The following is a 25333-nucleotide window of genomic DNA, read 5'->3' as shown; positions in this document are numbered from 1 at the left end:
TAACTTTTGTCACAGCCCCCTTCCTTTTTTATGTTAGTGGAATACTAGGCGAAAGACTGCGTATCAGAAAATTTCTATATAATTGTGGAGAACGGCTGGTGTTTAAAGCTTTTAGGGCTCAGGGAGGATGCTGCAAAGCAAAGAATACACGGGATAAAAAAGTAGGAATGGTTGTTTATAAGGATTTAAAAGCTTGAGCTCATAAAAAAATAAAAAAAGTTATTGACGGAGCAACAAATAGTTGGTATGATATTCATTGTTGCTAATGACGAAAGTTGTTAGTTAATCCCTTTCCAACAGGCATTAACGTCGATTTGAGGCGAGAGCGGGAAAGGATAATGTATAAAAAATGTTTTAAAATTATGTTGACTTTTAATTTAATTGATAGTATAATAATTAAATGTGTTACATAATTCAAGTAGACCTTTGAAAACTGAACAAAGTTTCGACAAATCAAATGTGTAGGGCTCTTGCAGTGCAAGAGCAAACATTTGCGAAGTCAATTTCGCTAGTATTAAATTAATGAGTCACAAACTTTTAAAATGAGAGTTTGATCCTGGCTCAGGACGAACGCTGGCGGCGTGCCTAATACATGCAAGTCGTACGCAGTTTCTTCACCGAGTGCTTGCACTCACCGAAGAAACTGAGTGGCGAACGGGTGAGTAACACGTGGGTAACCTGCCCAAAAGAGGGGGATAACACTTGGAAACAGGTGCTAATACCGCATAACAACAAAAACCGCCTGGTTTTTGTTTAAAAGATGGTTTCGGCTATCACTTTTGGATGGACCCGCGGCGTATTAGCTAGTTGGTAAGGTAATGGCTTACCAAGGCAGTGATACGTAGCCGAACTGAGAGGTTGATCGGCCACATTGGGACTGAGACACGGCCCAAACTCCTACGGGAGGCAGCAGTAGGGAATCTTCCACAATGGACGCAAGTCTGATGGAGCAACGCCGCGTGAGTGAAGAAGGTTTTCGGATCGTAAAACTCTGTTGTTAGAGAAGAACGTGTGTGAGAGTAACTGTTCATGCAGTGACGGTATCTAACCAGAAAGCCACGGCTAACTACGTGCCAGCAGCCGCGGTAATACGTAGGTGGCAAGCGTTGTCCGGATTTATTGGGCGTAAAGGGAACGCAGGCGGTCTTTTAAGTCTGATGTGAAAGCCTTCGGCTTAACCGAAGTCGTGCATTGGAAACTGGGAGACTTGAGTGCAGAAGAGGAGAGTGGAACTCCATGTGTAGCGGTGAAATGCGTAGATATATGGAAGAACACCAGTGGCGAAAGCGGCTCTCTGGTCTGTAACTGACGCTGAGGTTCGAAAGCGTGGGTAGCAAACAGGATTAGATACCCTGGTAGTCCACGCTGTAAACGATGAATGCTAAGTGTTGGAGGGTTTCCGCCCTTCAGTGCTGCAGCTAACGCATTAAGCATTCCGCCTGGGGAGTACGACCGCAAGGTTGAAACTCAAAGGAATTGACGGGGGCCCGCACAAGCGGTGGAGCATGTGGTTTAATTCGAAGCAACGCGAAGAACCTTACCAGGTCTTGACATCTTTTGCTAACCTGAGAGATCAGGTGTTCCCTTCGGGGACAAAATGACAGGTGGTGCATGGTTGTCGTCAGCTCGTGTCGTGAGATGTTGGGTTAAGTCCCGCAACGAGCGCAACCCTTATTACTAGTTGCCAGCATTTAGTTGGGCACTCTAGTGAGACTGCCGGTGACAAACCGGAGGAAGGTGGGGATGACGTCAAATCATCATGCCCCTTATGACCTGGGCTACACACGTGCTACAATGGACGGTACAACGAGTCGCAAGACCGCGAGGTTTAGCTAATCTCTTAAAACCGTTCTCAGTTCGGATTGTAGGCTGCAACTCGCCTACATGAAGTCGGAATCGCTAGTAATCGCGGATCAGCATGCCGCGGTGAATACGTTCCCGGGCCTTGTACACACCGCCCGTCACACCATGAGAGTTTGTAACACCCAAAGCCGGTGCGGTAACCTTTTAGGAGCCAGCCGTCTAAGGTGGGACAGATGATTGGGGTGAAGTCGTAACAAGGTAGCCGTAGGAGAACCTGCGGCTGGATCACCTCCTTTCTAAGGATAATTACGGAAACTGCACATTCGTCGAAACTTTGTTTAGTTTTGAGAGGTTTACTCTCATTTAAGGATGTTATGGGCCTATAGCTCAGCTGGTTTAGAGCGCACGCCTGATAAGCGTGAGGTCGATGGTTCAAGTCCATTTAGGCCCATCCTTTTTATGATTTCGGGGCCTTAGCTCAGCTGGGAGAGCGCCTGCTTTGCACGCAGGAGGTCAACGGTTCGATCCCGTTAGGCTCCATTAGCAACTATATGGTTGCTATAACTTGTTCTTTGAAAACTAGATAATATTTTTTCTGATTTAAATTAACAAACCGAGAACACCGCGTTTTAAACGAGTTTTGAAACAAGATTTAGTTCTTTAACGTAAAACTCATAGCCGCTTTACCGTAGGTAAAGTTAGGTTAAGTTATTAAGGGCGCATGGTGGATGCCTTGGTACTAGGAGCCGATGAAGGACGGGACTAACGCCGATATGCTTCGGGGAGCTGTAAGTAAGCTATGAGCCGGAGATTTCCGAATGGGGCAACCCAATAGTTTTAATCAACTATTACTGCTGATCGAATTCATAGATCAGTCAGAGGAACACGCAGGGAACTGAAACATCTAAGTACCTGCAGGAAGAGAAAGAAAAATCGATTCCCTCAGTAGCGGCGAGCGAACGGGGAACAGCCCAAACCAGAAAGCTTGCTTTCTGGGGTTGTAGGACTGAACATTTGAGTTACCAAAGTGGACGTTAACCGCATGACCTGGGAAGGTCAGCCAGAGAAGGTGAAAGCCCTGTAGGTAAAAGCGGCCACTCTCAGTTCAGGATCCTGAGTACGGCGGAACACGTGAAATTCCGTCGGAATCCGGGAGGACCATCTCCCAAGGCTAAATACTCCCTAGTGACCGATAGTGAACCAGTACCGTGAGGGAAAGGTGAAAAGCACCCCGGAAGGGGAGTGAAACAGTTCCTGAAACCATGTGCCTACAAGTAGTTAGAGCCCGTTAACGGGTGATAGCGTGCCTTTTGTAGAATGAACCGGCGAGTTATGTTTGTCTGCAAGGTTAAGCCGTCAAGGGTGGAGCCGTAGCGAAAGCGAGTCTGAAGAGGGCGTTTGAGTAGGCAGACATAGACCCGAAACCAGGTGACCTACCCATGTCCAGGTTGAAGGTGCGGTAAAACGCACTGGAGGACCGAACTCATGTATGTTGAAAAATGCTGAGATGAGGTGTGGGTAGCGGAGAAATTCCAAACGAACTTGGAGATAGCTGGTTCTCTCCGAAATAGCTTTAGGGCTAGCCTCGGAAATTAGGATCGTGGAGGTAGAGCACTGTTTGAACTAGGGGCCCGTCTTGGGTTACTGAATTCAGATAAACTCCGAATGCCACTGATCTTTATCCGGGAGTCAGACTGCGAGTGATAAGATCCGTAGTCGAAAGGGAAACAGCCCAGACCACCAATTAAGGTCCCTAAATATATGTTAAGTGGAAAAGGATGTGGAGTTGCACAGACAACTAGGATGTTGGCTCAGAAGCAGCCACCATTTAAAGAGTGCGTAATAGCTCACTAGTCGAGTGACCCTGCGCCGAAAATGTACCGGGGCTAAACATATTACCGAAATTGTGGATGCAACCGTGAGGTTGCGTGGTAGGAGAGCGTTCTAAGGGCGAAGAAGCCAGACCGGAAGGACTGGTGGAGCGCTTAGAAGTGAGAATGCCGGTATGAGTAGCGCAAGACAGGTGAGAATCCTGTCCACCGAATGACTAAGGTTTCCTGGGGAAGGCTCGTCCTCCCAGGGTTAGTCGGGACCTAAGCTGAGGCCGCAAGGCGTAGGCGATGGATAACAGGTTGAGATTCCTGTACTAGTTATATTTGTTTGAACGATGGAGGGACGCAGGAGGCTAGGAATGCACACTGATGGAAATGTGTGCCCAAGCAGCAAGTTTGGTTACGAGTTAAATGCTTGTAACTGAGGACAAGCTGTGACGGGGAGCGAAATTATAGTAGCGAAGATTCTGATGTCACACTGCCGAGAAAAGCTTCTAGTAAGAGTATAACTACCCGTACCGCAAACCGACACAGGTAGTCGAGGAGAGAATCCTCAGGTGAGCGAGAGAACTCTCGTTAAGGAACTCGGCAAAATGACCCCGTAACTTCGGGAGAAGGGGTGCTGAGCGTAAGCTCAGCCGCAGTGAATAGGCCCAGGCGACTGTTTATCAAAAACACAGGTTTCTGCAAAATCGTAAGATGACGTATAGGGGCTGACGCCTGCCCGGTGCTGGAAGGTTAAGAGGATGGGTTAGCTTCGGCGAAGCTCAGAATTGAAGCCCCAGTAAACGGCGGCCGTAACTATAACGGTCCTAAGGTAGCGAAATTCCTTGTCGGGTAAGTTCCGACCCGCACGAAAGGCGTAACGATCTGGGCACTGTCTCAACGAGAGACTCGGTGAAATTATAATACCCGTGAAGATGCGGGTTACCCGCGACAGGACGGAAAGACCCCATGGAGCTTTACTGTAGCTTGATATTGGGTGTTTGTACAACTTGTACAGGATAGGTAGGAGCCATAGAAGTCGGGACGCTAGTTTCGACAGAGGCATTGGTGGGATACTACCCTCGTTGTATGAACACTCTAACCCGCGCCACTAAGCGTGGCGGGAGACAGTGTCAGGTGGGCAGTTTGACTGGGGCGGTCGCCTCCTAAAAGGTAACGGAGGCGCCCAAAGGTTCCCTCAGAATGGTTGGAAATCATTCGCAGAGTGTAAAGGCACAAGGGAGCTTGACTGCGAGACAGACAAGTCGAGCAGGGACGAAAGTCGGGCTTAGTGATCCGGTGGTTCCGCATGGAAGGGCCATCGCTCAACGGATAAAAGCTACCCTGGGGATAACAGGCTTATCTCCCCCAAGAGTCCACATCGACGGGGAGGTTTGGCACCTCGATGTCGGCTCATCGCATCCTGGGGCTGTAGTCGGTCCCAAGGGTTGGGCTGTTCGCCCATTAAAGCGGTACGCGAGCTGGGTTCAGAACGTCGTGAGACAGTTCGGTCCCTATCCGTCGCGGGCGTAGGAAATTTGAGAGGATCTGTCCTTAGTACGAGAGGACCGGGATGGACACACCGCTGGTGTACCAGTTGTTCCGCCAGGAGCATCGCTGGGTAGCTACGTGTGGATGAGATAAACGCTGAAAGCATCTAAGTGCGAAACTCACCTCGAGATAAGATTTCCCATTTCTTCGGAAAGTAAGACCCCTGAGAGAAGATCAGGTAGATAGGTTGGAAGTGGAAGTACAGTGATGTATGGAGCGGACCAAAACTAATCGGTCGAGGACTTAACCAAAAGAAAAAAACGGAGTTTTTGGAAGTTAACGCAAAGCAGAAGAAATATTAGCTAGTTTTGAGGGAACAAGGTTTTCTCAAAAGAGTGCGGTGATGATGGCAGGAAGGATACACCTGTTTCCATTTCGAACACAGAAGTTAAGCTTCTTAGCGCCAAGAGTAGTTGGGGGATCGCCCCCTGCGAGGGTAGGTCGTTGCCGTGCGATGTTGGAGGATTAGCTCAGTTGGGAGAGCGTCTGCCTTACAAGCAGAGGGTCACAGGTTCGAGCCCTGTATCCTCCATCGAGTCGTTAGCTCAGTCGGTAGAGCATCTGACTTTTAATCAGAGGGTCGACAGTTCGAGCCTGTCACGACTCATGCGTCAATTTTGCGGGTGTGGCGGAATTGGCAGACGCACTAGATTTAGGTTCTAGCGTTGAAAGACGTGGGGGTTCAAATCCCTTCACCCGCACCATTTATTTTTGCCGACTTAGCTCAGTTGGTAGAGCATCTGATTTGTAATCAGAGGGTCGGGCGTTCGAATCGTCTAGTCGGCACCATTTTTATGCGGAAGTAGTTCAGTGGTAGAACATCACCTTGCCATGGTGGGGGTCGCGGGTTCGAATCCCGTCTTCCGCTTGTTTATTGTTTTTTATTGCCGTTTTTTGCCGGGGTGGCGGAACTGGCAGACGCACAGGACTTAAAATCCTGCGGTAAGTGATTACCGTACCGGTTCGATTCCGGTCCTCGGCATTATAAAAATATTTTTGCACCCATAGCGCAATTGGATAGAGTGTCTGACTACGAATCAGAAGGTTGTAGGTTCGACTCCTACTGGGTGCATTTTTGTTTTATTTATCGGGAAGTAGCTCAGCTTGGTAGAGCACCTGGTTTGGGACCAGGGGGTCGCAGGTTCGAATCCTGTCTTCCCGATCATCCTCAGTTTTAAACAATCAGTTTTGTGTATTGTTTTCGGGAAGTAGCTCAGCTTGGTAGAGCACTACGTTCGGGACGTAGGGGTCGCAAGTTCGAATCTTGTTTTCCCGATATGAGTTAGATCAGTGAAACATGTTAATATAACAATTTAGAGTTAGCTCTAATTTGAGAATTGATGAAGGTCAGTTTTCAGATTAGAGCTTTTTACTTTTTAATAAGAGTAAGAGTTAGAAAGCAGCGATCAAATTCAGTTACTGCAAATTAATGATGGCAAAAGATAATTGGACATGGTAATGTGCAGATTATAAAATGAAATTAAGAAGTTAAACCAAAGATAGTTGGTGGATTTTTGCTAATAATAGAGAAGGGACTAGACTATCTTCAAAACCATGTGTGGTAAATATTTTGCAAATCCGAATTAATAACTTTGCTTTTTAGAAATTTTTTCGTATAATGAAAGTCAATATTAGTCAAATTCAAGGAGATGATTGCATGCAAGGTCAGAATATTTCAGATATTATTGAAAAATATCTGAAAAGTATCTTGGCTGATTCACGTCAAGTTGAAATCAGACGTTCTGAAATTGCTCAACTTTTTAATTGCGTACCATCTCAGATTAATTATGTAATCAACACACGTTTTACGATCCAAAATGGATATATAGTAAGAAGCAAACGCGGAGGCGGTGGTTATATCAGAATTGCAAAGGTAAATTTAGTTGAGGATTCCACTGTTTTAGATGATCTGCTTTCATTAATCGGTGACGAGATCGATCTGAATAAGGCTTTTCAAATTATTCAAAGCTTGTTTCAGGATGGTTTCTTATCACGAAGAGAAGCAAATATTATTCTAGCGTCAATTGATAGAAAAACATTAGCATTTGAGAGCCACAAACTTGAAAATGTTTTGCGAGCGCGTATCCTTGTAAATGTATTAAATCGTCTGCGTTACGATGATTAGAAAGTGAGGGCACAATTATGGATAACTTATTTACTCCCAGTGCAAGAAAGGTTTTGGTCTTAGCACAGGAACAGGCAAAGTATTTCCGGCACCAGGCAATTGGGACAGAACATCTGCTACTCGCTTTAACGCTTGAGGAAAATGGGATTGCGGCAAAAGTTTTAAAACAATTCATTGTGACAGAGACTGATGTGCGCGAAGAAATCGAACGACTTGCTGGTTATGGAACTTTGAAACGGACTAGCAAGGGTTATCTGCCGTATTCTCCGCGGGCGAAAGAGATTTTAGCGGTTGCTGGTGAAGAAGCCAAGCGAACCAACTCAATTAAAATTGGAACTGAGCATCTGTTATTGGCCCTGTTGCGAAACAACGACATCCTGTCAACTCGAATTCTTCAAGGATTAAATGTTGATACTCGCAGAATGTATCAAGCAATTGTGCATAAATTGGGTCTTAGTGAAGCACAAATGAAGAAGTATGAAAAAAAGGCGACTAAATCTGCTGGAACACCAACGTTGAATTCATTAGCACGGGATTTAACCGAGCTAGCGCGTAAAAAGAAAATTGATCCCGTGATTGGGCGCGAAAAAGAAGTTAGACGCTTAATCCAAGTTTTAAGTAGACGAACCAAGAATAATCCAGTTTTACTGGGTGAACCTGGAGTTGGAAAAACGGCGATTGCTGAAGGTTTGGCCGAATACATTGTCAAGGGTGATGTTCCAGAGTCATTGCAAAACAAGCGCGTGATGATGTTGGATATGGGCTCATTAGTTGCAGGTACAAAGTATCGTGGTGAGTTTGAAGATCGTGTTAAAAAAATTATTGATGAGATTTATGCTGATGGACATGTAGTTCTCTTCATTGATGAGTTGCATACCTTGATTGGAGCTGGTGGAGCTGAAGGTGCAATTGATGCTTCTAATATTTTAAAACCAGCATTAGCACGAGGAGAAGTTCAAGTTATTGGTGCAACAACCTTGGATGAATTTCAAAAATATATTGAAACAGATTCTGCACTTGAACGGCGGTTTGCCAAGATATTAGTTGAAGAACCTTCTACTAAGGATACAGTTGCAATTCTTAAAGGATTGCGGCCGAGTTATGAAGAACATCATCAACTCAAAATCACAGATGAAGCACTTGAGGCAGCGGTCAGTTTAAGTGTCCGTTATATTTCGGATCGTTTCCTTCCTGACAAAGCAATCGATTTGATGGATGAAGCTGCAGCTCGTGTGCGGCTTGACAATGTTGGACAATCCAAGAAGATTGCTAACAAACAGGCTGCACTCAAGGAATTGGAAGGGCAAAAGATTGTGGCCCTCAGTGCAGAACAATTTGAAGAAGCTGCGGCAATTCGTAAGAAAGAATTACGTGCGAAACAGCAACTTGACAAGCTGACGGAAGCTGCAGCTGAAAAAAAGGGACAGTATGATACAAAAGTTACTGAAGAAGATGTAGCAGCAGTCGCTTCTGAGTGGACAGGTGTACCTTTGACACAAATGAAGAAAAAAGAATCAGAACGTTTGCTTGATTTGGAGAAAGTTCTTCATAAGCGAGTGATTGGTCAAGATGAAGCTGTTTCTGCAGTTTCACGCGCAATCAGACGAGCACGAAGCGGTTTGAAAGATCCTGATAGGCCCGTGGGCTCATTTATCTTCTTAGGACCGACAGGTGTCGGGAAGACTGAGTTAGCGAAGGCTTTGGCACAAGCGATGTTTGGTTCAGATGATGCAATGATCAGAATCGACATGAGTGAGTACATGGAGAAGTACGCAACTAGTCGTTTAATTGGCTCGCCTCCTGGCTACGTGGGTTATGAAGAAGGCGGACAGCTGACTGAGAAAGTTAGACAGCATCCTTACTCCGTAGTTTTATTTGATGAAATTGAAAAAGCACATCCAGATGTTTTCAATATTCTTTTGCAAGTGTTGGATGATGGTTATCTTTCAGATTCAAAAGGCAGACAAGTTGATTTTAGAAATACGATCATTATTATGACCTCTAACTTGGGTGCAACCGCACTTAGAGATGAAAAGGAAGTTGGTTTTGCAAGCGTCTCTGTGCAAGATAACTTTAAGGAGATGTCAAAGCGAATTCGCGAGATTCTTAAAAAGACATTTAGGCCCGAATTTCTCAACCGAATTGATGAAAATGTTATCTTCCACCCACTGAAGAAAGAAGAGCTGCATCAGATTGTCAAATTGATGGCGAAAGATTTGCTCGATCGTGTGCGTGAACAAAACGTGGAGATTAAAATTACTCCTGCTGCAATTGATGTTATCGGCAAGGCTGGTTTCGATCCGGAGTATGGTGCAAGACCAATTCGGCGAGCATTGCAGACAAGAGTCGAGGATCGTTTAAGTGAGTTATTGATTACCGGGCAAGTGAAAGTCGGCAGTAAAGTTACAATTGGTGCAAGCAAAGGCAAGATTAATTTTTCGGTAAAAGATGAAGATAACGATTCTAACAGAGGACGCAACAAACAACTGACAAAATAATAAAATAAAGCTTTTTTCACCAAAAGGGTGTCGGTTTATGACATGCAAGTGCTAAGGGGGTGGATCAAAACATTAGTTTTGGACCAATCCCTTAGCTTTGTTTTGCAAGGCTTGTCCTAGTGCGGCATACTTCTGTGGATTTCTCCTTAAAATCAACATTAAACTTGACAGTCTTTAAAAAGCTTGTTATAGTAAGTAATTGCAAAACTGTGAAATATTTGACAGCTGTGATCTATTGTCCATAGTTGTCTTGATAGGAAGCAAAAATAGTGGTTATCACCCGTTGAGGTGTGTGCTGTTTTTGGTTTTTTTTTGCCAAAAAAACAATAAATTTGCAATTTGTAATCAAATTGTAATATTTGTTTGATGGCTGTCGCAGAAAAATTTTGAGAGGTGAACAACTTGGCAGGACATTTAGTAAAATACGGTAAACACCGTACCCGTAGAAGTTACGCACGGATCAAAGAAGTTTTGGATTTACCAAATCTGATCGAGATTCAAACGGATTCCTACAAATGGTTCTTAGATGAAGGTCTGCGTGAAATGTTTGAAGACATTATGCCAATCGAAGACTTTGCTGGTAACTTGTCACTAGAATTCGTTGATTATCAATTACTGGAGCCAAAATATACGGTCGAAGAAGCCCGGCAGCATGATGCGAATTATTCCGCACCGTTGCATGTTACTTTGAATTTGATTAATCATGAGACTGGTGAGATCAAATCCCAAGACGTTTTCTTTGGTGATTTTCCGTTAATGACCGAACAAGGAACGTTCATTATTAATGGGGCAGAACGTGTAATTGTTTCCCAGTTAGTGCGTTCACCAGGGGTCTATTACAACTCTGAACTTGATAAAAATGGTCGCGAAAATTACGGAACGACAGTTATTCCTAATAGGGGTGCTTGGCTTGAGTACGAAACTGACTCAAAAAACATTGCCTATGTGCGAATTGACCGTACCCGTAAGATTCCACTAACAGAGCTGATTCGTGCTTTAGGTTATAGCACAGATGACGAAATTATCAAATTGTTAGGTGAAAACGACAGTTTGATGTTGACACTTGAAAAAGATGTGCATAAAAATGCCGATGATTCGCGGGTAGTCGAGTCTTTGAAAGACATTTACGAACGGTTACGTCCAGGTGAACCTAAGACAGCGGATAGTTCCAGAAGTTTGCTGACTGCGCGTTTCTTTGATCCAAAGCGCTATGATCTTGCACCTGTAGGGCGTTACAAGATCAATAAAAAATTGAATTTAAAAACACGCTTACTGAATCTGACTTTGGCTGAAACCTTAGCTGATCCAGAAACAGGCGAGATTATTGTTAATAAAGATACTGTTTTGGATAAGCATGTTATGGAAAAATTAGCACCTTATTTGGAACGGAATGACTTTAAGACGGTTGTCTTCCATCCTTCAGAAGAAGGGGTGGTTACCAATCCAATGACGCTGCAGATGATTAAAGTGTATTCTCCTAATGATCCTGACAGAGTAGTTAATATGATTGGCAATGGAAATATTGATCTTAAATTCAAACACATTTTGCCGGCTGACATTATTGCCTCAATGAATTATTTCTTCAACTTACAAGAAGGAATTGGCGTGGTTGATGATATTGATCATTTAGGTAATCGTCGGATTCGTTCAGTTGGTGAATTACTGCAAAATCAGTTTAGAATTGGGTTATCTCGGATGGAACGTGTTGTGCGTGAAAGAATGTCGATTCAAGATACCTCGACTGTTACACCACAGCAATTGATTAATATTCGCCCAGTTGTTGCTTCTATTAAAGAATTCTTTGGTAGTTCTCAACTTTCACAATTCATGGATCAGACTAATCCGTTGGGTGAATTAACGCATAAACGGCGTTTGTCAGCCTTAGGACCGGGTGGCTTGACACGTGATCGTGCGGGTTATGAGGTTCGTGATGTGCATTATACGCATTACGGTCGGATGTGCCCAATTGAAACTCCTGAAGGTCCTAATATTGGACTGATTAATAGTTTGTCATCATATGCACGGGTTAACAAATACGGGTTTATTGAGACTCCATATCGGCGTGTTTCATGGACGACGCATAAAGTTACAGATAAAATTGATTATCTGACCGCGGATGAAGAAGATAATTATGTAATTGCACAGGCTAATTCACCATTAAATGATGATGGTTCATTTGTTGATAATGTTGTTATGGCCCGTAGTAAGAGTGAAAATATTGAAATTACTGTCGACAAAGTCGATTATATGGATGTTTCTCCTAAACAAGTTGTAGCCGTTGCGACTGCATGTATTCCATTCTTGGAAAATGATGACTCCAATCGTGCGTTAATGGGGGCCAACATGCAGCGTCAGGCGGTTCCATTGTTAGATCCACATGCTCCACTTGTAGGAACTGGGATTGAGTATAAGACTGCGCATGATTCCGGGGTAGCTTTAATTAGCAAACATGCTGGAAACGTTGAATATGTCGATGCACGTGAAATTCGTGTGCGCCGCGAAGATGGTTCACTTGATAAGTACAAGCTGATGAAGTTCCGGCGTTCAAATGGCGGCAAGAACTATAACCAACGTCCGATTGTTAAAGTTGGCGATCATGTTGATCCAGATGAAATTCTTGCAGATGGGCCATCCATGGAAGGCGGAGAGCTTGCCTTAGGTCAAAATCCATTAATTGCTTTCATGACTTGGGATGGTTACAACTTCGAAGATGCAATTGCGATTAATGAACGTTTGGTAAAAGAAGATGTCTATACTTCGATTCATATTGAAGAACATGAATCAGAAGCACGTGATACAAAGCTAGGGCCGGAAGAAATGACCCGTGAAATTCCTAATGTCGGAGAAGATGCACTAAAAGATCTTGATGAATTTGGAATTGTACGGATTGGGGCTGAAGTTCATGATGGCGATATTCTAGTCGGTAAGGTAACTCCAAAAGGGGTTACTGAATTATCAGCTGAAGAACGTTTATTGCACGCTATCTTTGGTGAAAAAGCACGCGAAGTTCGGGATACCTCCTTACGTGTACCGCATGGTGGCGGTGGAATTGTACAGGACGTGAAAATCTTTACGCGTGAAGCTGGAGATGAACTTTCACCAGGTGTGAATATGATGGTTCGTGTTTATATTGCACAAAAACGTAAGATTCAAGTTGGTGACAAGATGGCCGGACGGCATGGTAATAAAGGAACGGTTTCAATCGTTATTCCTGAAGAAGATATGCCATTTATGCCTGATGGAACTCCTGTTGATATTATGCTTAGCCCAATGGGTGTGCCTTCACGTATGAATATCGGACAAGTTCTTGAACTGCATTTAGGAATGGCTGCACGCAAACTTGGAATCCATGTTGCTTCTCCTGTTTTTGATGGGGCACAGGATAATGATATCTGGGCGGCTATTAAAGAAGCTGGCATGGCTAGCGATGGCAAGTCAGTACTTTATGACGGTCGGACAGGGGAACCCTTTGATAATCGAATTGCTGTAGGTGTGATGTACTACATGAAGCTTGCGCATATGGTTGATGATAAGATCCATGCACGTTCGATCGGACCGTACTCACTTGTAACTCAGCAACCTTTAGGAGGGAAAGCTCAGTTTGGTGGTCAGCGTTTTGGTGAAATGGAAGTTTGGGCTTTGGAAGCATATGGTGCTGCATATACACTGCAAGAAATCATGACGTATAAGTCAGATGATGTTGTTGGTCGTGTTAAGACTTATGAAGCAATCGTTAAGGGCGAACCGATTCCAAAACCAGGAGTTCCGGAATCATTCCGTGTACTAGTAAAGGAAATGCAGTCCCTTGGCTTGGACATGAAAGTCTTGGACAATGAAAAACAAGAAATCGAGTTGCGTGATATGGACGACGATGATGATGAGGTTGTTAACGTCGATGCATTAAGTAAGCTTGCTAAAGAACAAGCAGAAAAGAAAGCACAAGATGCAGTTGGAGACACGGAAAAGGCTGAAACAAAGACCGAAAATTAATTTTTTTCAAGTCGTTGGACCTTTTCGCACTGAAATCAACTAGATGAAAGGGAGGTCGGTCTTTTGATCGATGTCAATAAATTCGATAGTATGCAAATCGGTTTGGCTTCGTCTGACAAGATCCGCAGTTGGTCATATGGAGAAGTAAAGAAACCGGAGACAATTAACTACCGCACACTTAAACCGGAAAGAGACGGTTTATTTGACGAAAGAATCTTTGGCCCTACTAAAGATTGGGAATGTGCCTGCGGGAAGTACAAACGAATTCGCTATAAAGGAATTGTTTGTGACCGTTGTGGTGTAGAAGTTACACGTTCAAAAGTACGGCGTGAACGAATGGGACACATTGAACTTGCTGCCCCTGTTACTCATATCTGGTATTTCAAGGGGATTCCTAGCAGAATGGGCTTAGTGCTCGATATGAGTCCTAGAGCGTTGGAAGAAGTCATTTATTTTGCTTCTTATGTAGTGACGGAACCAGGAAATACTCCGCTTGAAAAGAAACAATTGTTAACCGAGCGAGAATATCGTGAAAAACGTGAACAGTATGGACAAGAATTCAAGGCTGGAATGGGTGCAGAAGCAATTAGAACCCTGTTGCAAGATGTTGGTCTTGAAAAAGAATGTAAAGAATTAAAAGAAGAGTTAAAGGAAGCTACCGGGCAAAAAAGAACACGTGCGGTTCGCCGCCTGGATATTTTGGAAGCTTTCTTACAGTCAGGCAATGAACCAGCTTGGATGGTCATGGATGCAATTCCAGTAATTCCACCCGATTTGCGTCCAATGGTGCAGCTGGAAGGCGGGCGTTTTGCAACTTCCGATCTAAATGATTTGTACCGGCGTGTAATTAACCGTAATAATCGTTTGAAGAGACTGCTTGATTTAAATGCTCCTGGAATCATCGTGCAAAACGAAAAACGGATGCTACAAGAAGCTGTCGATGCTTTAATTGATAATGGTCGTCGTGGACGTCCGGTCACAGGACCTGGTAATCGTCCATTGAAATCTTTGTCTCACATGCTGAAAGGAAAGCAAGGACGTTTCCGTCAAAACTTGCTGGGTAAACGTGTAGATTATTCTGGACGTTCAGTTATTGATGTCGGACCGAAATTAAAGATGAACCAAATGGGGATTCCACATGAAATGGCTTTAGAGCTCTTTAAGCCATTCATGATGAAAGAACTTGTTAAACGTGAGATGGCATCAAATATCAAGAATGCCAAACGTAAAATTGATCGGCGTGATGAAGATATTTGGGATGTACTTGAAGACGTCATTAAAGAGCATCCGGTGCTGTTAAACCGAGCACCTACACTTCATCGCCTGGGAATTCAGGCCTTTGAGCCGACATTGGTGAATGGTAAAGCGATGCGCTTGCATCCTTTAGCTTGCGAAGCTTACAATGCCGATTTTGATGGTGATCAGATGGCGATCCATGTGCCACTTTCAGACGAAGCTCAGGCTGAAGCACGTTTGTTGATGCTTGCGGCTCATCACATTCTTGCACCTAAGGATGGTAAACCAATTGTGACACCATCTCAGGATATGGTAATTGGTAACTACTACATGACCGTTGAAGAGACTAAACGCGAAGGCGAAGGCATGATCTTCAAAGATGTCAACGAAGTCAGAGCGGCTTATCTGAGTAATTATGTGCATTTGCATACGCGAATTGGACTGCAGACTTCATCGTTAGCTGCAACTGGCAAACCGTTCACTGATTGGCAAAAAGAACGAATCATGGTCACAACGGTTGGTAAAGCAATTTTCAACGAAATTTTACCGCTTGATTTTCCATACTTGAATGAGCCTACAGCTGCGAACTTGACAGGTGGGATTCCGGATAAGTACTTTGTTGACCCGGGAGTTGATATTCATCAATTCTTAGCTGAACAAGAACTGGTTTCACCATTTAAAGCTGGTTTTTTGAGTGATATTATCGCTGAAGTTTACAAGAAGTTCAAAGTTACAGAAACTTCTAAGCTGCTTGATCGTCTCAAGGACCTTGGCTACTATGAATCTACTAAATCAGGATTGACAGTGGGAATTGCTGATGTCACAGATTTGAAGGAAAAACCAGAAATTATCGACAATGCCCATAAAGCTGTGGATAATGTCGCTAAGCAGTTCAGAAGAGGTTTGATCACAGAAGACGAACGCTATGAACGGGTTATTGCAATTTGGAACAATGCTAAGGATCAGATTCAAGAGAAACTGGTTCAAAATATGAATCCAAGAAACCCAATTCAAATGATGTCAGATTCAGGTGCTCGTGGTAATATCTCTAACTTTACCCAGCTTGCTGGGATGCGTGGCTTAATGGCTGCTCCTAATGGCAAGACAATGGAACTGCCAATCATTGCGAACTTCCGTGAAGGCCTTTCTGTGATGGAAATGTTTATTTCAACTCATGGGGCGCGTAAAGGAATGACTGATACTGCGTTGAAGACTGCTGATTCCGGTTATCTGACACGTCGTTTGGTTGATGTTGCACAAGATGTTATTATTCGCGAAAAAGATTGTGGAACCGATCGTGGTTTAGATGTGACTGCTATCCGTGAAGGCAACGAACTAATCGAACCATTGTATGATCGAATCTTAGGCCGCTATACAATTAAGGAAGTAAAAGATCCTCAAAGTGGTGCAATCATTGCTCCTAAGAATGTTTTAGTTGACGAAGATCTTGCACAAAAGATTGTGGATGCAGGAGTTGAAAAGGTTACGATTCGTTCTGCGTTTACATGTAATACACGTCACGGTGTTTGTGAACATTGTTATGGTCGCAATATGGCCACAGGGGATGAGGTTGAAGTTGGTGAAGCAGTAGGAACAGTTGCTGCTCAGTCGATTGGTGAGCCTGGTACTCAGTTGACGATGCGGACCTTCCATACTGGTGGGGTTGCTGGAGACGATATTACACAAGGTCTTCCACGTGTTCAGGAAATTTTTGAAGCGCGTAACCCTAAAGGACGTGCCGAAATTTCTGAAGTTACCGGAACAATTGAAGCAATTGAGGAAAACCCTGCTGAACGGACAAAGGAAGTTACAGTTAAGGGTGAGACTGATACCCGGACGTACAGTTTGCCATTTACTTCAGTATTGAAGGTTAGTGAAGGAGAAAAAATTCACCGTGGTGATCCATTAACGGTTGGGTCAATTGATCCTAAGCAATTAATTCAAGTTCGTGATGTGCTCTCTACTGAAAATTATATCCTGCGTGAAGTTCAAAAGGTTTATCGGATGCAAGGGGTGGAAATTTCAGATAAGCACGTTGAGGTAATGGCGCGGCAGATGCTCAGAAAAGTTCGGATTATGGATCCAGGCGATACAGATCTCTTACCAGGAACCTTAATGGATATTATTGATTTCAGAGATCGCAACTACGATACTTTGATCAAAGGTGGAATTCCAGCAACTTCACGTCCTGTCTTACTGGGAATTACGAAAGCATCGCTGGAAACAAATAGTTTCTTGTCAGCGGCTTCCTTCCAGGAAACAACGCGTGTATTGACCGATGCTGCTATTCGCGGTAAGAATGATCCACTGGTTGGTTTGAAGGAAAATGTTATCATTGGTAAGATTATTCCTGCAGGAACCGGGATGCCAGTTTATCGCCAAATTAAGCCTAAAGAAGTCGGAGCAGTTTCAGAAAATGTCTATTCGATTTCCGATTTGGAAAAGAAGATGAAGGCTGAAGAAGGCCAAACACAAGATACAAATAAATAATTTTTTAAGACAATGCTCATTAACTGCAGTTAGTCTGACTTAAATAAAAGCAATCTAGTTTAAAGGGTTAGTTACCAGACCTTTAAGCTAGATTTTTTTTAGCGAAAATAGGATGGATAACCTAGTTCGAATGAAAGGATAGCATCCTTAATTCAAACTAGAATTGGGTGAAATACTCTCTGATGGAAGCCAACTGCGACAACTAGCACAGCCCCGCTGAAAATTGACGTCGGGTGAGATTTTGCTTGACGGAGGCAATCATTATTAAAAAGATTCTCTGGTTCAAAATGAGAGATTGAAAAAGATGAATCAGCTGGTTTGATATTGTGACCTCAGGAGGACGGATGAGACACGATACTACGGTTATATTTCCTAGTTGGTGGGTTATGTTAAAGCTTTTCAAAAATTGAGGTACGCTTTAAACAGCTTGCACAAAAAGACGCTTGTTTATATACTGGGCTTGCCGGAAGGAAGATGCATGCGCGTCCGGTTGCAGATGAAATCCTTGCTGAAAAAGCGATTGCTACCGTACGAAATGGACTTGGCAAAGCGAGATTAAAGAATGGAGGAAGCAAAGTGAAGTATATGATTGGTGTTGACATTGGCACAACTAGTACTAAAGCGGTGTTATATGATCTGAAAGGAAACGTTAAGCAGTCAGCTAACAGTGAGTACCAATTGTATCAAACTGAACCAGAAATGGCAGAAGAGGATCCAGAGGAGATACTTGCTGCAGTAATTGAAGTCTTGCAGCGAGTTGTTCAAGGTGCAAAACTTAATCCAGGTGAATTACAAGGGATCAGTTTTTCTGCTGCAATGCACAGTTTGATTTTGGTTGATCATGAAAACAAGTTATTAACACGGGCAATCACGTGGGCTGATAATCGAGCTGCTAAATATAGCAAAGAATTATTAGCTCAAGGAGTTGGGCAACAGATTTATGCACATACAGGAACGCCTATTCATCCCATGGCGCCGCTTTCAAAGATAATTTGGTTGCGCAATGAAAAAAAAGATCTCTTTCAAAAAGCAGCCTATTTTATTGATATTAAGACCTATGTTTTTTATCAATTATTTCATGTTTATCGGATGGAATACTCACTTGCCTCGGCGACAGGTCTCTTCAATATCTTTACTTTAGATTGGGATGAACAGGCACTGGCAGTAGCTGGAATTGAACGTAGTCAGCTCCCAAAACTGGTGTCACCGACTGCCAGTATTCAAGGGCTAGCTGAAATTTATTGTAAAGCTATCGGAATTAGCGCGGATGTTCCTTTTATCTACGGTGCCAGCGATGGAGTCTTGTCAAATTTAGGTGTAAATGCAATTGACCCGGGCGTTTTGGCAGTGACAATTGGAACTAGTGGTGCTGTCCGAACAGTGCTGGATCATCCTGTAGTCGATCCGCAAGGACGGCTGTTTTGCTACGCATTGACGAAAGATAAGTGGGTAGTTGGAGGTCCCGTAAATAATGGGGGGATCGTTTTTCGCTGGGTACGCGATCAGTTATTTGCACCTGAAAAGGCTCCAGTCAAACAGCTTCAAGTTCCTACTTATGAAGCTTTAACGCAGATTGCAAGTAAAATTCCAGCTGGAGCTGACGGATTACTTTTTCATCCTTATTTAGGAGGGGAACGTGCCCCCTTGTGGAACGCTGACGCGCGTGGTTCTTTTTTTGGTTTGACGCGGCAACATACACGGGCACATCTGGTTAGAGCTGCTTTAGAAGGAATTGTTTACAATTTATATATGGTAGTGTTAATGATCGAAAAAGTCAGTGGAAAACCAACCCGCATTCAGGCGACAGGAGGGTTTGCACAATCTGAGCTATGGCGACAAATTTTGGCAGATGTGTTTGAACAGCAGGTGACAATTCCAGCAAGTTTTGAGAGTTCTTGCTTAGGAGCGGCAGTGTTAGGAATGTACAGCTTAAAGTTAGTAGATAGCTTGAATGTAGTTAAGAAAATGGTGGGCGTGACGCATGTACATACTCCTAAAGCAGAAAATTTTGCAGTTTATCGTGAATTACTTCCAATTTGGATCCGGCTTGCGCATGCAGTCAGCCCAGAATATAGTGCAATTGCAGCCTTTCAGCGAAAACATTTAAAAGCTAAATGAGCACGAGCAGGCAGAGAATTTAGCAGCAATGATCAATAAATGATTGCCCTGGACGGGCCGAAATTATTTTGAATTCGGGATTAAAACAGTTTTAAGCCAGCACTTGAAAATTTATTTTTAGTTAGCAGTCGAAAAACGTTAATTGTCAGTTGGCAGTAGCTTAAACGATTAGGAAAAAGAGGAGGATTCCACTCGAGAGGTACGGGATAAATGGAACCTCTTTTTTTAAAGAAAAATAATTAAAGCAAAGTGCGCCTAATGAGGCAAATAGACAAGTAAAGAGAGTTGCAAGAGTACCAAAAGCGAGCATAACAAATAAGAGGTAGTATAGATCAGCAGAACCCATTTTTTTGAGCAGCACCAGTAAGAGTAACAAAGCAGCTAGTGGTAAAATGATCCCCCAGTCATTTAAAAGCTTTTTTTGGACGACAAATGAAATGCTTAGCATTAAAAAGGCCCCTCCTAGGAGGAATGTAGCTGAAACTGTCCGGCTGTAATAATCTTGCATACTTAAAATGAGAGACCATAACGCAACTATAAATAGAAAAAGAAATGATATCGGGTTTGCATGCCAAAAGAGCAGTACAGAATATCCCCCGAATAAGAGCTCTACCACTGTACTAGTGCGCGCAATCTGCTGACCGCAAAAAAAGCAATGACCGCGTTGTAGACAAAAGCTAAGCAGCGGAATAAGTTGATAAAGTTTAAGACGATGATGGCAATGTTCACAGAAAGAAGATGGCGCAAAAAGTGAAATTGAATGGGCGAAGCGCCAGCCACAGCAAACGGAAAAAGACGCGCAACTTGACCCTAATAAAAAAATAAGCAAAAAAAGAAAGACTGTTTTCATTGAATTCCCTCCTTAGTTTTAAGATACGTTAAATGAGGTGATTATTTTTTTATTGACTTGTTGACAGCACAACATCAGCGTGGTAACCTGTAAAAGGTGCTTTATGTAGACAGTTCTTCCGTTTGTGGAACATGCTGACTGTGTTGCGTTAGCATACAATTGCAAACATTTGGGCATTATTTTTTTGTGAAAAAATGGTCCGCCTGGATGTGTGTACTTAAAAAAGGTAAATCAAAGAAAGGAGGAAGCTTTAGATGCCAACAATTAATCAATTAATTCGTAAAGGGCGTAAGTCTAAAGGTTCAAAATCTGATTCCCCAGCTTTAAACTTCGGATATAACAGTTATAAGAGAGTACAGACAAATAATCCTGCACCACAAAAACGTGGAGTTGCAACTCGTGTCGGCACAATGACACCTAAGAAACCTAACTCTGCTTTGCGTAAGTATGCACGTGTACGTTTGTCAAACCTGATTGAGGTTACAGCATATATTCCCGGAATTGGTCACAATTTACAGGAACATAGTGTTGTTTTAATTCGTGGAGGTCGTGTTAAGGATCTTCCTGGTGTTCGTTACCATATTGTGCGTGGTGCTTTGGATACGGCTGGTGTTACAGATCGTAAACAAGGACGTTCTAAGTATGGTACCAAGAGACCTAAGAAATAAATTTGGATTGGTTTAAGGAGGTTATTTAGATGCCAAGAAAAGGTGCAATTTCAAAGCGTGAAGTACTCCCAGATCCAATTTACAAGTCTAAATTGGTCACACGCTTAATCAACCGTTTGATGGTTGATGGAAAACGGGGAACGGCTTCAAAAATTTTGTACGCAGCATTTGATCAAGTTAAGGAACAAACAGGCAATGAACCTTTAGATGTTTTCGAAGAAGCAATGAAGAATGTAATGCCTGTCCTTGAAGTTAAGGCTCGTCGTGTTGGTGGATCAAACTATCAGGTTCCAATCGAAGTTCGTCCGGAAAGACGTTCTACATTGGCTTTAAGATGGTTGGTTAACTACTCACGTCTGCGTGGCGAACACACAATGTCAGAACGTTTGGCAAAAGAAATTGTTGATGCAGCTAATAATACTGGTGCATCAGTTAAAAAACGTGAAGATACCCACAAGATGGCGGATGCTAACCGTGCATTTGCGCATTATCGCTGGTAATTTTTAAAAAATGGCTATTATATGATTTCAGGAAATCCACAGGAAATCCTATAGTAGTCATTTTTTTGGGAAAGCTGGTTAGATGCTCGTATACTGCTAAGTAGATTTGGAAGGAGAAAACTCTCAAATGGCTAATAAACGTGAATTTCCGTTAGAAAAGACGCGTAATATCGGAATTGTTGCCCACATTGATGCTGGGAAGACAACGACGACTGAGCGTATCCTGTACTACACTGGTAAAATCCACAAAATCGGTGAAACCCATGAAGGTGCTTCACAAATGGACTGGATGGCGCAAGAACAGGAACGTGGAATTACAATTACGTCTGCAGCAACGACTGCTCAATGGAAAGATCATCGCATTAACATCATCGATACCCCAGGACACGTTGACTTTACAGTTGAAGTTGAACGTTCACTCCGTGTGCTTGATGGTGCTGTGGTAGTTCTTGATGCACAATCCGGGGTTGAACCTCAGACTGAAAATGTTTGGCGTCAAGCTACTACCTATGAAGTACCAAGAATTGTTTTTGTCAATAAAATGGATAAAATTGGGGCTAACTTTGACTATTCAGTTAGCACAATTAAGGATCGTTTGCAGGCAAATGCGGTTGCAATTCAGATGCCAATCGGTGCTGAAGATAATTTCGAAGGTGTCATTGATTTAATCGAAATGAAGGCCGACATTTATGATGAAGACAAGCTGGGTGCAAAATGGGATACTGTTGACATTCCAGATGAATATAAAGAAGACGCTCAGGCACGTCGTGAAGCAATGATCGAAGCAATTGCTGATGTTGACGATGGAATTATGGAAAAATACCTTGGTGGCGAAGCAATTTCAAACGATGAACTTAAGAATGCGATTCGTAAAGCTACTTTGGGCTTAGAGTTATTCCCAGTTCTTGCAGGCTCTGCTTTTAAGAATAAAGGTGTCCAAATGATGTTGGATGCTGTTAACGATTATCTGCCATCTCCACTGGATGTTAAGCCATATAAGGCTACTGATCCTGACAGCGGCGAAGAAGTCGAATTGATTGCCGGTGATGACAAACCTTTTGCTGGACTGGCTTTCAAAATTGCAACTGATCCATTCGTTGGACGTTTAACATACCTACGTGTCTATACCGGAACACTTGAAGCAGGTTCTTATGTTCTGAACGCAACCAAAGACAAACGTGAACGTGTTGGGCGTTTGTTGCAAATGCATTCAAATCACCGTAAAGAAATTCCTGAAGTATTTTCAGGTGATATCGCTGCTGCGATTGGTTTGAAGGATACAACTACGGGTGATTCTTTAACGGACGTCAAGCGTCCATTGATCCTTGAATCTATGGAATTCCCAGATCCAGTTATTCAAGTTTCAATTGAACCAAATACAAAAGCTGATCAAGACAAGATGGACGTTGCTTTGCAAAAACTTGCAGAAGAAGATCCAACTTTCAAGGCTGAAACTAACCCAGAAACAGGCGAAACCTTGATTTCTGGAATGGGCGAATTGCATTTGGATATCATCGTTGACCGTATGAGACGTGAATTCAAGGTTGCAGCTAAAGTGGGTGAACCTCAAGTTGCTTACCGTGAAACATTTACCAAGCAGGTTTCAACTCAAGGTAAATTTGTCCGTCAGTCTGGTGGTAAAGGACAATATGGTGATGTTTGGGTTGAATTTACACCTAACGAAGAAGGCAAAGGCTTTGAATTTGAAAATGCCATCGTCGGTGGGGTAGTTCCGCGTGAATATATTCCATCAGTAGAGCAAGGCTTGAAGGAATCAATGCAAAATGGTGTTCTTGCAGGATACCCATTAATTGATGTTAAAGCTAAGTTATATGATGGTAGTTACCATGATGTCGATTCTAGTGAAGCAGCCTTCAAAGTTGCTGCATCATTGGCATTACGTAATGCTGCTAAAAAGGCCGGAGCTGTGATTCTTGAACCGATTATGCGGGTTGAAATTGTCACACCTGAAGATTACTTAGGTGATGTTATGGGACATGTCACAGCACGTCGTGGACGTGTTGAAGGAATGGAAGCTCATGGCAATGCTCAGGTTGTTAAGGCTTTTGTACCATTGGCTGAAATGTTTGGTTATGCGACTGTGTTGCGTTCTTCAACACAGGGTCGTGGGACATTTACAATGACAATGGACCATTACGAACCAGTTCCAAAGTCAATTCAAGAAGAAATCATTAAGAAAAATGGCGGTAATGCTTAGAAATTTCTAAAGCACAACGGTCACTAGGTTAACTAGGAAAGAGAGTGTGACATAAGTCGGGAAAATTTGAGTACTAACTCGAAATTACGAACATAGCGAGTACTTTGCTATGAGTAATTCGAAGTTAGACGGAGAACTTTTGACTTACGGAACACGTTTATCCGGAATAAAAGAGAGGGGCAGTGACAAAATTCAACTTTTGTCACTGCCCCTTTTTTTGATACTTACAGCAGTCCTCAAAAGAAAATGAACAGTTTGCACAGACTAAAGCAAAGTCCAACCTAATTAAAAAAACACCTTGCATTCTGAGAAGAAAAAAGGTATCATAGTTAGGTACTTGTCTAGGGATTAAGTGCGCACAAAAAGAAGAACGCTGAGCAATGATGTTGAAGGTTGCGACACACCCGGGAGCTTTGCCATGGGGTGGGTTGGGAATTTCGACGGAGCTAGTCTTGTTTTTAAAATAGACGAAGGAGGGAACACAATGGCAAAACAAAAGATTCGTATTCGTTTGAAGGCATACGAGCATCGCATTTTAGATCAGTCAGCTGACAAGATTGTCGAGACAGCAAAGAGAACTGGTGCAGCAATCGCGGGTCCAATTCCGTTACCAACGGAACGTACATTATATACGGTTATTCGTTCACCGCATAAGTATAAGGATTCTCGTGAACAATTCGAGATGCGGACACATAAACGTTTGATTGATATTGTAAATCCAACACCAAAGACAGTTGATTCATTAATGAAACTGGACTTGCCTAGCGGTGTGGATATTGAAATCAAGTTATAATTTTAGTGCAAACAAATAAATTTATTGGAGGTGTACTCATGACCACAAAAGGAATCTTAGGTAAAAAAGTAGGTATGACACAAGTCTTTACTGAAAACGGAGAATTAGTTCCCGTAACAGTTGTTGAAGTTGGAGGAAATGTTGTCTTGCAAGTTAAAACCGTTGAAAATGATGGTTACGAAGCAATTCAATTAGGCTTTGATGATTTACGTGAAGTCTTGTCAAACAAGCCTGCTAAAGGTCATGCAGCAAAAGCAAAAACTGCTCCTAAGCGCTTCATTCGTGAGATTAGCGATGTAACGCTGGGAGATTACAAAGTCGGAGATGAAGTTAAGGCAGACGTCTTTGAACCCGGTGACATCGTTAGTGTTACAGGTACATCAAAGGGCCATGGCTTCCAAGGTAACATTAAACGCTGGGGACAATCACGCGGACCAATGGCTCATGGTTCTCGTTATCATCGTCGTCCTGGTTCAATGGGTGTTATTATCAACCGTGTTTTCAAAGGTAAACTTCTTCCAGGCCGAATGGGTGGAAAACGGGTTACGATCAAGAATCTTGAAATCGTTAAGGCTGATACCGAAAACAACGTTCTGTTGATTAAGGGTAACGTCCCAGGAGCAAACAAGTCATTAGTTACGATTACAGGGAACGTAAAAGAAAAATAAAGAGGAAG

At 43.0% G+C, this 25333-nt stretch carries 11 protein-coding genes, 11 tRNA genes, 3 rRNA genes and 1 pseudogene; 24 read left to right on the top strand and 2 right to left on the bottom strand.

What is annotated here, in order from left to right:
- The first annotated feature begins 538 nt into the window (after positions 1-538).
- From AB3Y88_RS04570 to gntK, 19 genes are all read left to right on the top strand, one after another.
- Positions 539-2099: ribosomal RNA gene (locus AB3Y88_RS04570) — 16S ribosomal RNA — on the top strand.
- A gap of 80 nt (positions 2100-2179) precedes the next feature.
- Positions 2180-2254: transfer RNA gene (locus AB3Y88_RS04565), tRNA-Ile, on the top strand.
- Between the two features lie 16 nt (positions 2255-2270).
- Positions 2271-2343, top strand: a tRNA-Ala gene (locus tag AB3Y88_RS04560).
- A gap of 161 nt (positions 2344-2504) precedes the next feature.
- Positions 2505-5422, top strand: a 23S ribosomal RNA gene (locus AB3Y88_RS04555).
- A gap of 85 nt (positions 5423-5507) precedes the next feature.
- A 5S ribosomal RNA gene (gene rrf / locus AB3Y88_RS04550) occupies positions 5508-5624 on the top strand.
- Together the 16S, 23S and 5S rRNA genes with 11 tRNA genes alongside form the textbook arrangement of a ribosomal RNA operon.
- A 6-nt stretch (positions 5625-5630) precedes the next feature.
- Positions 5631-5703: transfer RNA gene (locus AB3Y88_RS04545), tRNA-Val, on the top strand.
- Between the two features lie 2 nt (positions 5704-5705).
- Positions 5706-5778, top strand: a tRNA-Lys gene (locus tag AB3Y88_RS04540).
- A 12-nt stretch (positions 5779-5790) separates the two neighbouring features.
- Positions 5791-5875: transfer RNA gene (locus AB3Y88_RS04535), tRNA-Leu, on the top strand.
- Positions 5876-5884: 9 nt separating this feature from the next.
- Positions 5885-5960 (top strand) — tRNA-Thr (locus AB3Y88_RS04530).
- Between the two features lie 7 nt (positions 5961-5967).
- A tRNA-Gly gene (locus AB3Y88_RS04525) sits at positions 5968-6039 on the top strand.
- A 28-nt stretch (positions 6040-6067) separates the two neighbouring features.
- Positions 6068-6153: transfer RNA gene (locus AB3Y88_RS04520), tRNA-Leu, on the top strand.
- A gap of 16 nt (positions 6154-6169) precedes the next feature.
- Positions 6170-6243, top strand: a tRNA-Arg gene (locus AB3Y88_RS04515).
- A gap of 16 nt (positions 6244-6259) precedes the next feature.
- Positions 6260-6333: transfer RNA gene (locus AB3Y88_RS04510), tRNA-Pro, on the top strand.
- Between the two features lie 40 nt (positions 6334-6373).
- Positions 6374-6447, top strand: a tRNA-Pro gene (locus AB3Y88_RS04505).
- Between the two features lie 381 nt (positions 6448-6828).
- Positions 6829-7296 carry a CtsR family transcriptional regulator gene (locus tag AB3Y88_RS04500; RefSeq protein WP_054757885.1) on the top strand — a complete coding sequence of 156 codons (468 nt, stop codon included), beginning with the start codon at positions 6829-6831 and terminating at the stop codon, positions 7294-7296.
- A gap of 17 nt (positions 7297-7313) precedes the next feature.
- Entirely contained in the window at positions 7314-9794 is a 2481-nt protein-coding gene (locus tag AB3Y88_RS04495) for an ATP-dependent Clp protease ATP-binding subunit (protein ID WP_056960996.1), read from the top strand.
- 393 nt (positions 9795-10187) lie between these two features.
- Positions 10188-13784: a DNA-directed RNA polymerase subunit beta gene (locus AB3Y88_RS04490; protein WP_156653517.1), complete on the top strand. Its 3597-nt coding sequence runs from the start codon at positions 10188-10190 to the stop codon at positions 13782-13784.
- 63 nt (positions 13785-13847) lie between these two features.
- A complete protein-coding gene (gene rpoC / locus AB3Y88_RS04485; RefSeq protein ID WP_056960998.1) occupies positions 13848-17510 on the top strand; it encodes a DNA-directed RNA polymerase subunit beta' in 3663 nt (1220 codons plus the stop codon).
- Between the two features lie 576 nt (positions 17511-18086).
- Positions 18087-19628, top strand: a complete 1542-nt coding sequence (gene gntK, locus AB3Y88_RS04480) for a gluconokinase (RefSeq protein WP_228889773.1) — start codon at positions 18087-18089, stop codon at positions 19626-19628.
- Between the two features lie 160 nt (positions 19629-19788).
- Here the strand turns inward: gntK and AB3Y88_RS04475 are convergent, their stop codons facing one another.
- Positions 19789-20076: a hypothetical protein gene (locus AB3Y88_RS04475; protein ID WP_367293446.1), complete on the bottom strand. Its 288-nt coding sequence runs from the start codon at positions 20074-20076 to the stop codon at positions 19789-19791.
- Positions 20077-20208: 132 nt separating this feature from the next.
- Positions 20209-20478: pseudogene (locus AB3Y88_RS04470) on the bottom strand (prepilin peptidase); the annotation flags it as partial.
- A gap of 254 nt (positions 20479-20732) precedes the next feature.
- On the opposite strand from AB3Y88_RS04470, the gene rpsL reads away from it, so the two are divergent.
- From rpsL to rplC, 5 genes are all read left to right on the top strand, one after another.
- Entirely contained in the window at positions 20733-21146 is a 414-nt protein-coding gene (rpsL, locus tag AB3Y88_RS04465) for a 30S ribosomal protein S12 (protein WP_056961000.1), read from the top strand.
- 29 nt (positions 21147-21175) lie between these two features.
- The gene (rpsG, locus tag AB3Y88_RS04460; protein WP_056961001.1) at positions 21176-21646 is read left to right on the top strand and encodes a 30S ribosomal protein S7; all 471 of its coding nucleotides are present in this window, start codon (positions 21176-21178) and stop codon (positions 21644-21646) included.
- Between the two features lie 127 nt (positions 21647-21773).
- A complete protein-coding gene (gene fusA / locus AB3Y88_RS04455; RefSeq protein ID WP_056961002.1) occupies positions 21774-23864 on the top strand; it encodes an elongation factor G in 2091 nt (696 codons plus the stop codon).
- Between the two features lie 484 nt (positions 23865-24348).
- Positions 24349-24657, top strand: a complete 309-nt coding sequence (gene rpsJ / locus AB3Y88_RS04450; protein WP_054756437.1) for a 30S ribosomal protein S10 — start codon at positions 24349-24351, stop codon at positions 24655-24657.
- Positions 24658-24695: 38 nt separating this feature from the next.
- A complete protein-coding gene (gene rplC, locus AB3Y88_RS04445; RefSeq protein WP_056961003.1) occupies positions 24696-25325 on the top strand; it encodes a 50S ribosomal protein L3 in 630 nt (209 codons plus the stop codon).
- Positions 25326-25333 lie beyond the last annotated feature (8 nt).

Origin of the sequence: Liquorilactobacillus satsumensis (assembly GCF_964065465.1) — a bacterium.
Taxonomy (GTDB): Bacteria; Bacillota; Bacilli; order Lactobacillales; family Lactobacillaceae; genus Liquorilactobacillus; species Liquorilactobacillus satsumensis.
Note: the sequence above shows the minus strand (reverse complement) of the source record. Positions and strands in the feature narration are given on the sequence as shown.

Bases quoted from the DNA above. Each gene is read 5' to 3' on its own strand.
- rpsJ (WP_054756437.1), top strand. From the start codon at position 24,349: ATGGCAAAACAAAAGATTCGTATTCGTTTGAAGGCATACGAGCATCGC.
- AB3Y88_RS04500 (WP_054757885.1), top strand. From the start codon at position 6,829: ATGCAAGGTCAGAATATTTCAGATATTATTGAAAAATATCTGAAAAGT.
- AB3Y88_RS04475 (WP_367293446.1), bottom strand. From the start codon at position 20,076: ATGCTAAGCATTTCATTTGTCGTCCAAAAAAAGCTTTTAAATGACTGG.
- AB3Y88_RS04495 (WP_056960996.1), top strand. From the start codon at position 7,314: ATGGATAACTTATTTACTCCCAGTGCAAGAAAGGTTTTGGTCTTAGCA.
- rpsG (WP_056961001.1), top strand. From the start codon at position 21,176: ATGCCAAGAAAAGGTGCAATTTCAAAGCGTGAAGTACTCCCAGATCCA.
- fusA (WP_056961002.1), top strand. From the start codon at position 21,774: ATGGCTAATAAACGTGAATTTCCGTTAGAAAAGACGCGTAATATCGGA.
- rplC (WP_056961003.1), top strand. From the start codon at position 24,696: ATGACCACAAAAGGAATCTTAGGTAAAAAAGTAGGTATGACACAAGTC.
- rpsL (WP_056961000.1), top strand. From the start codon at position 20,733: ATGCCAACAATTAATCAATTAATTCGTAAAGGGCGTAAGTCTAAAGGT.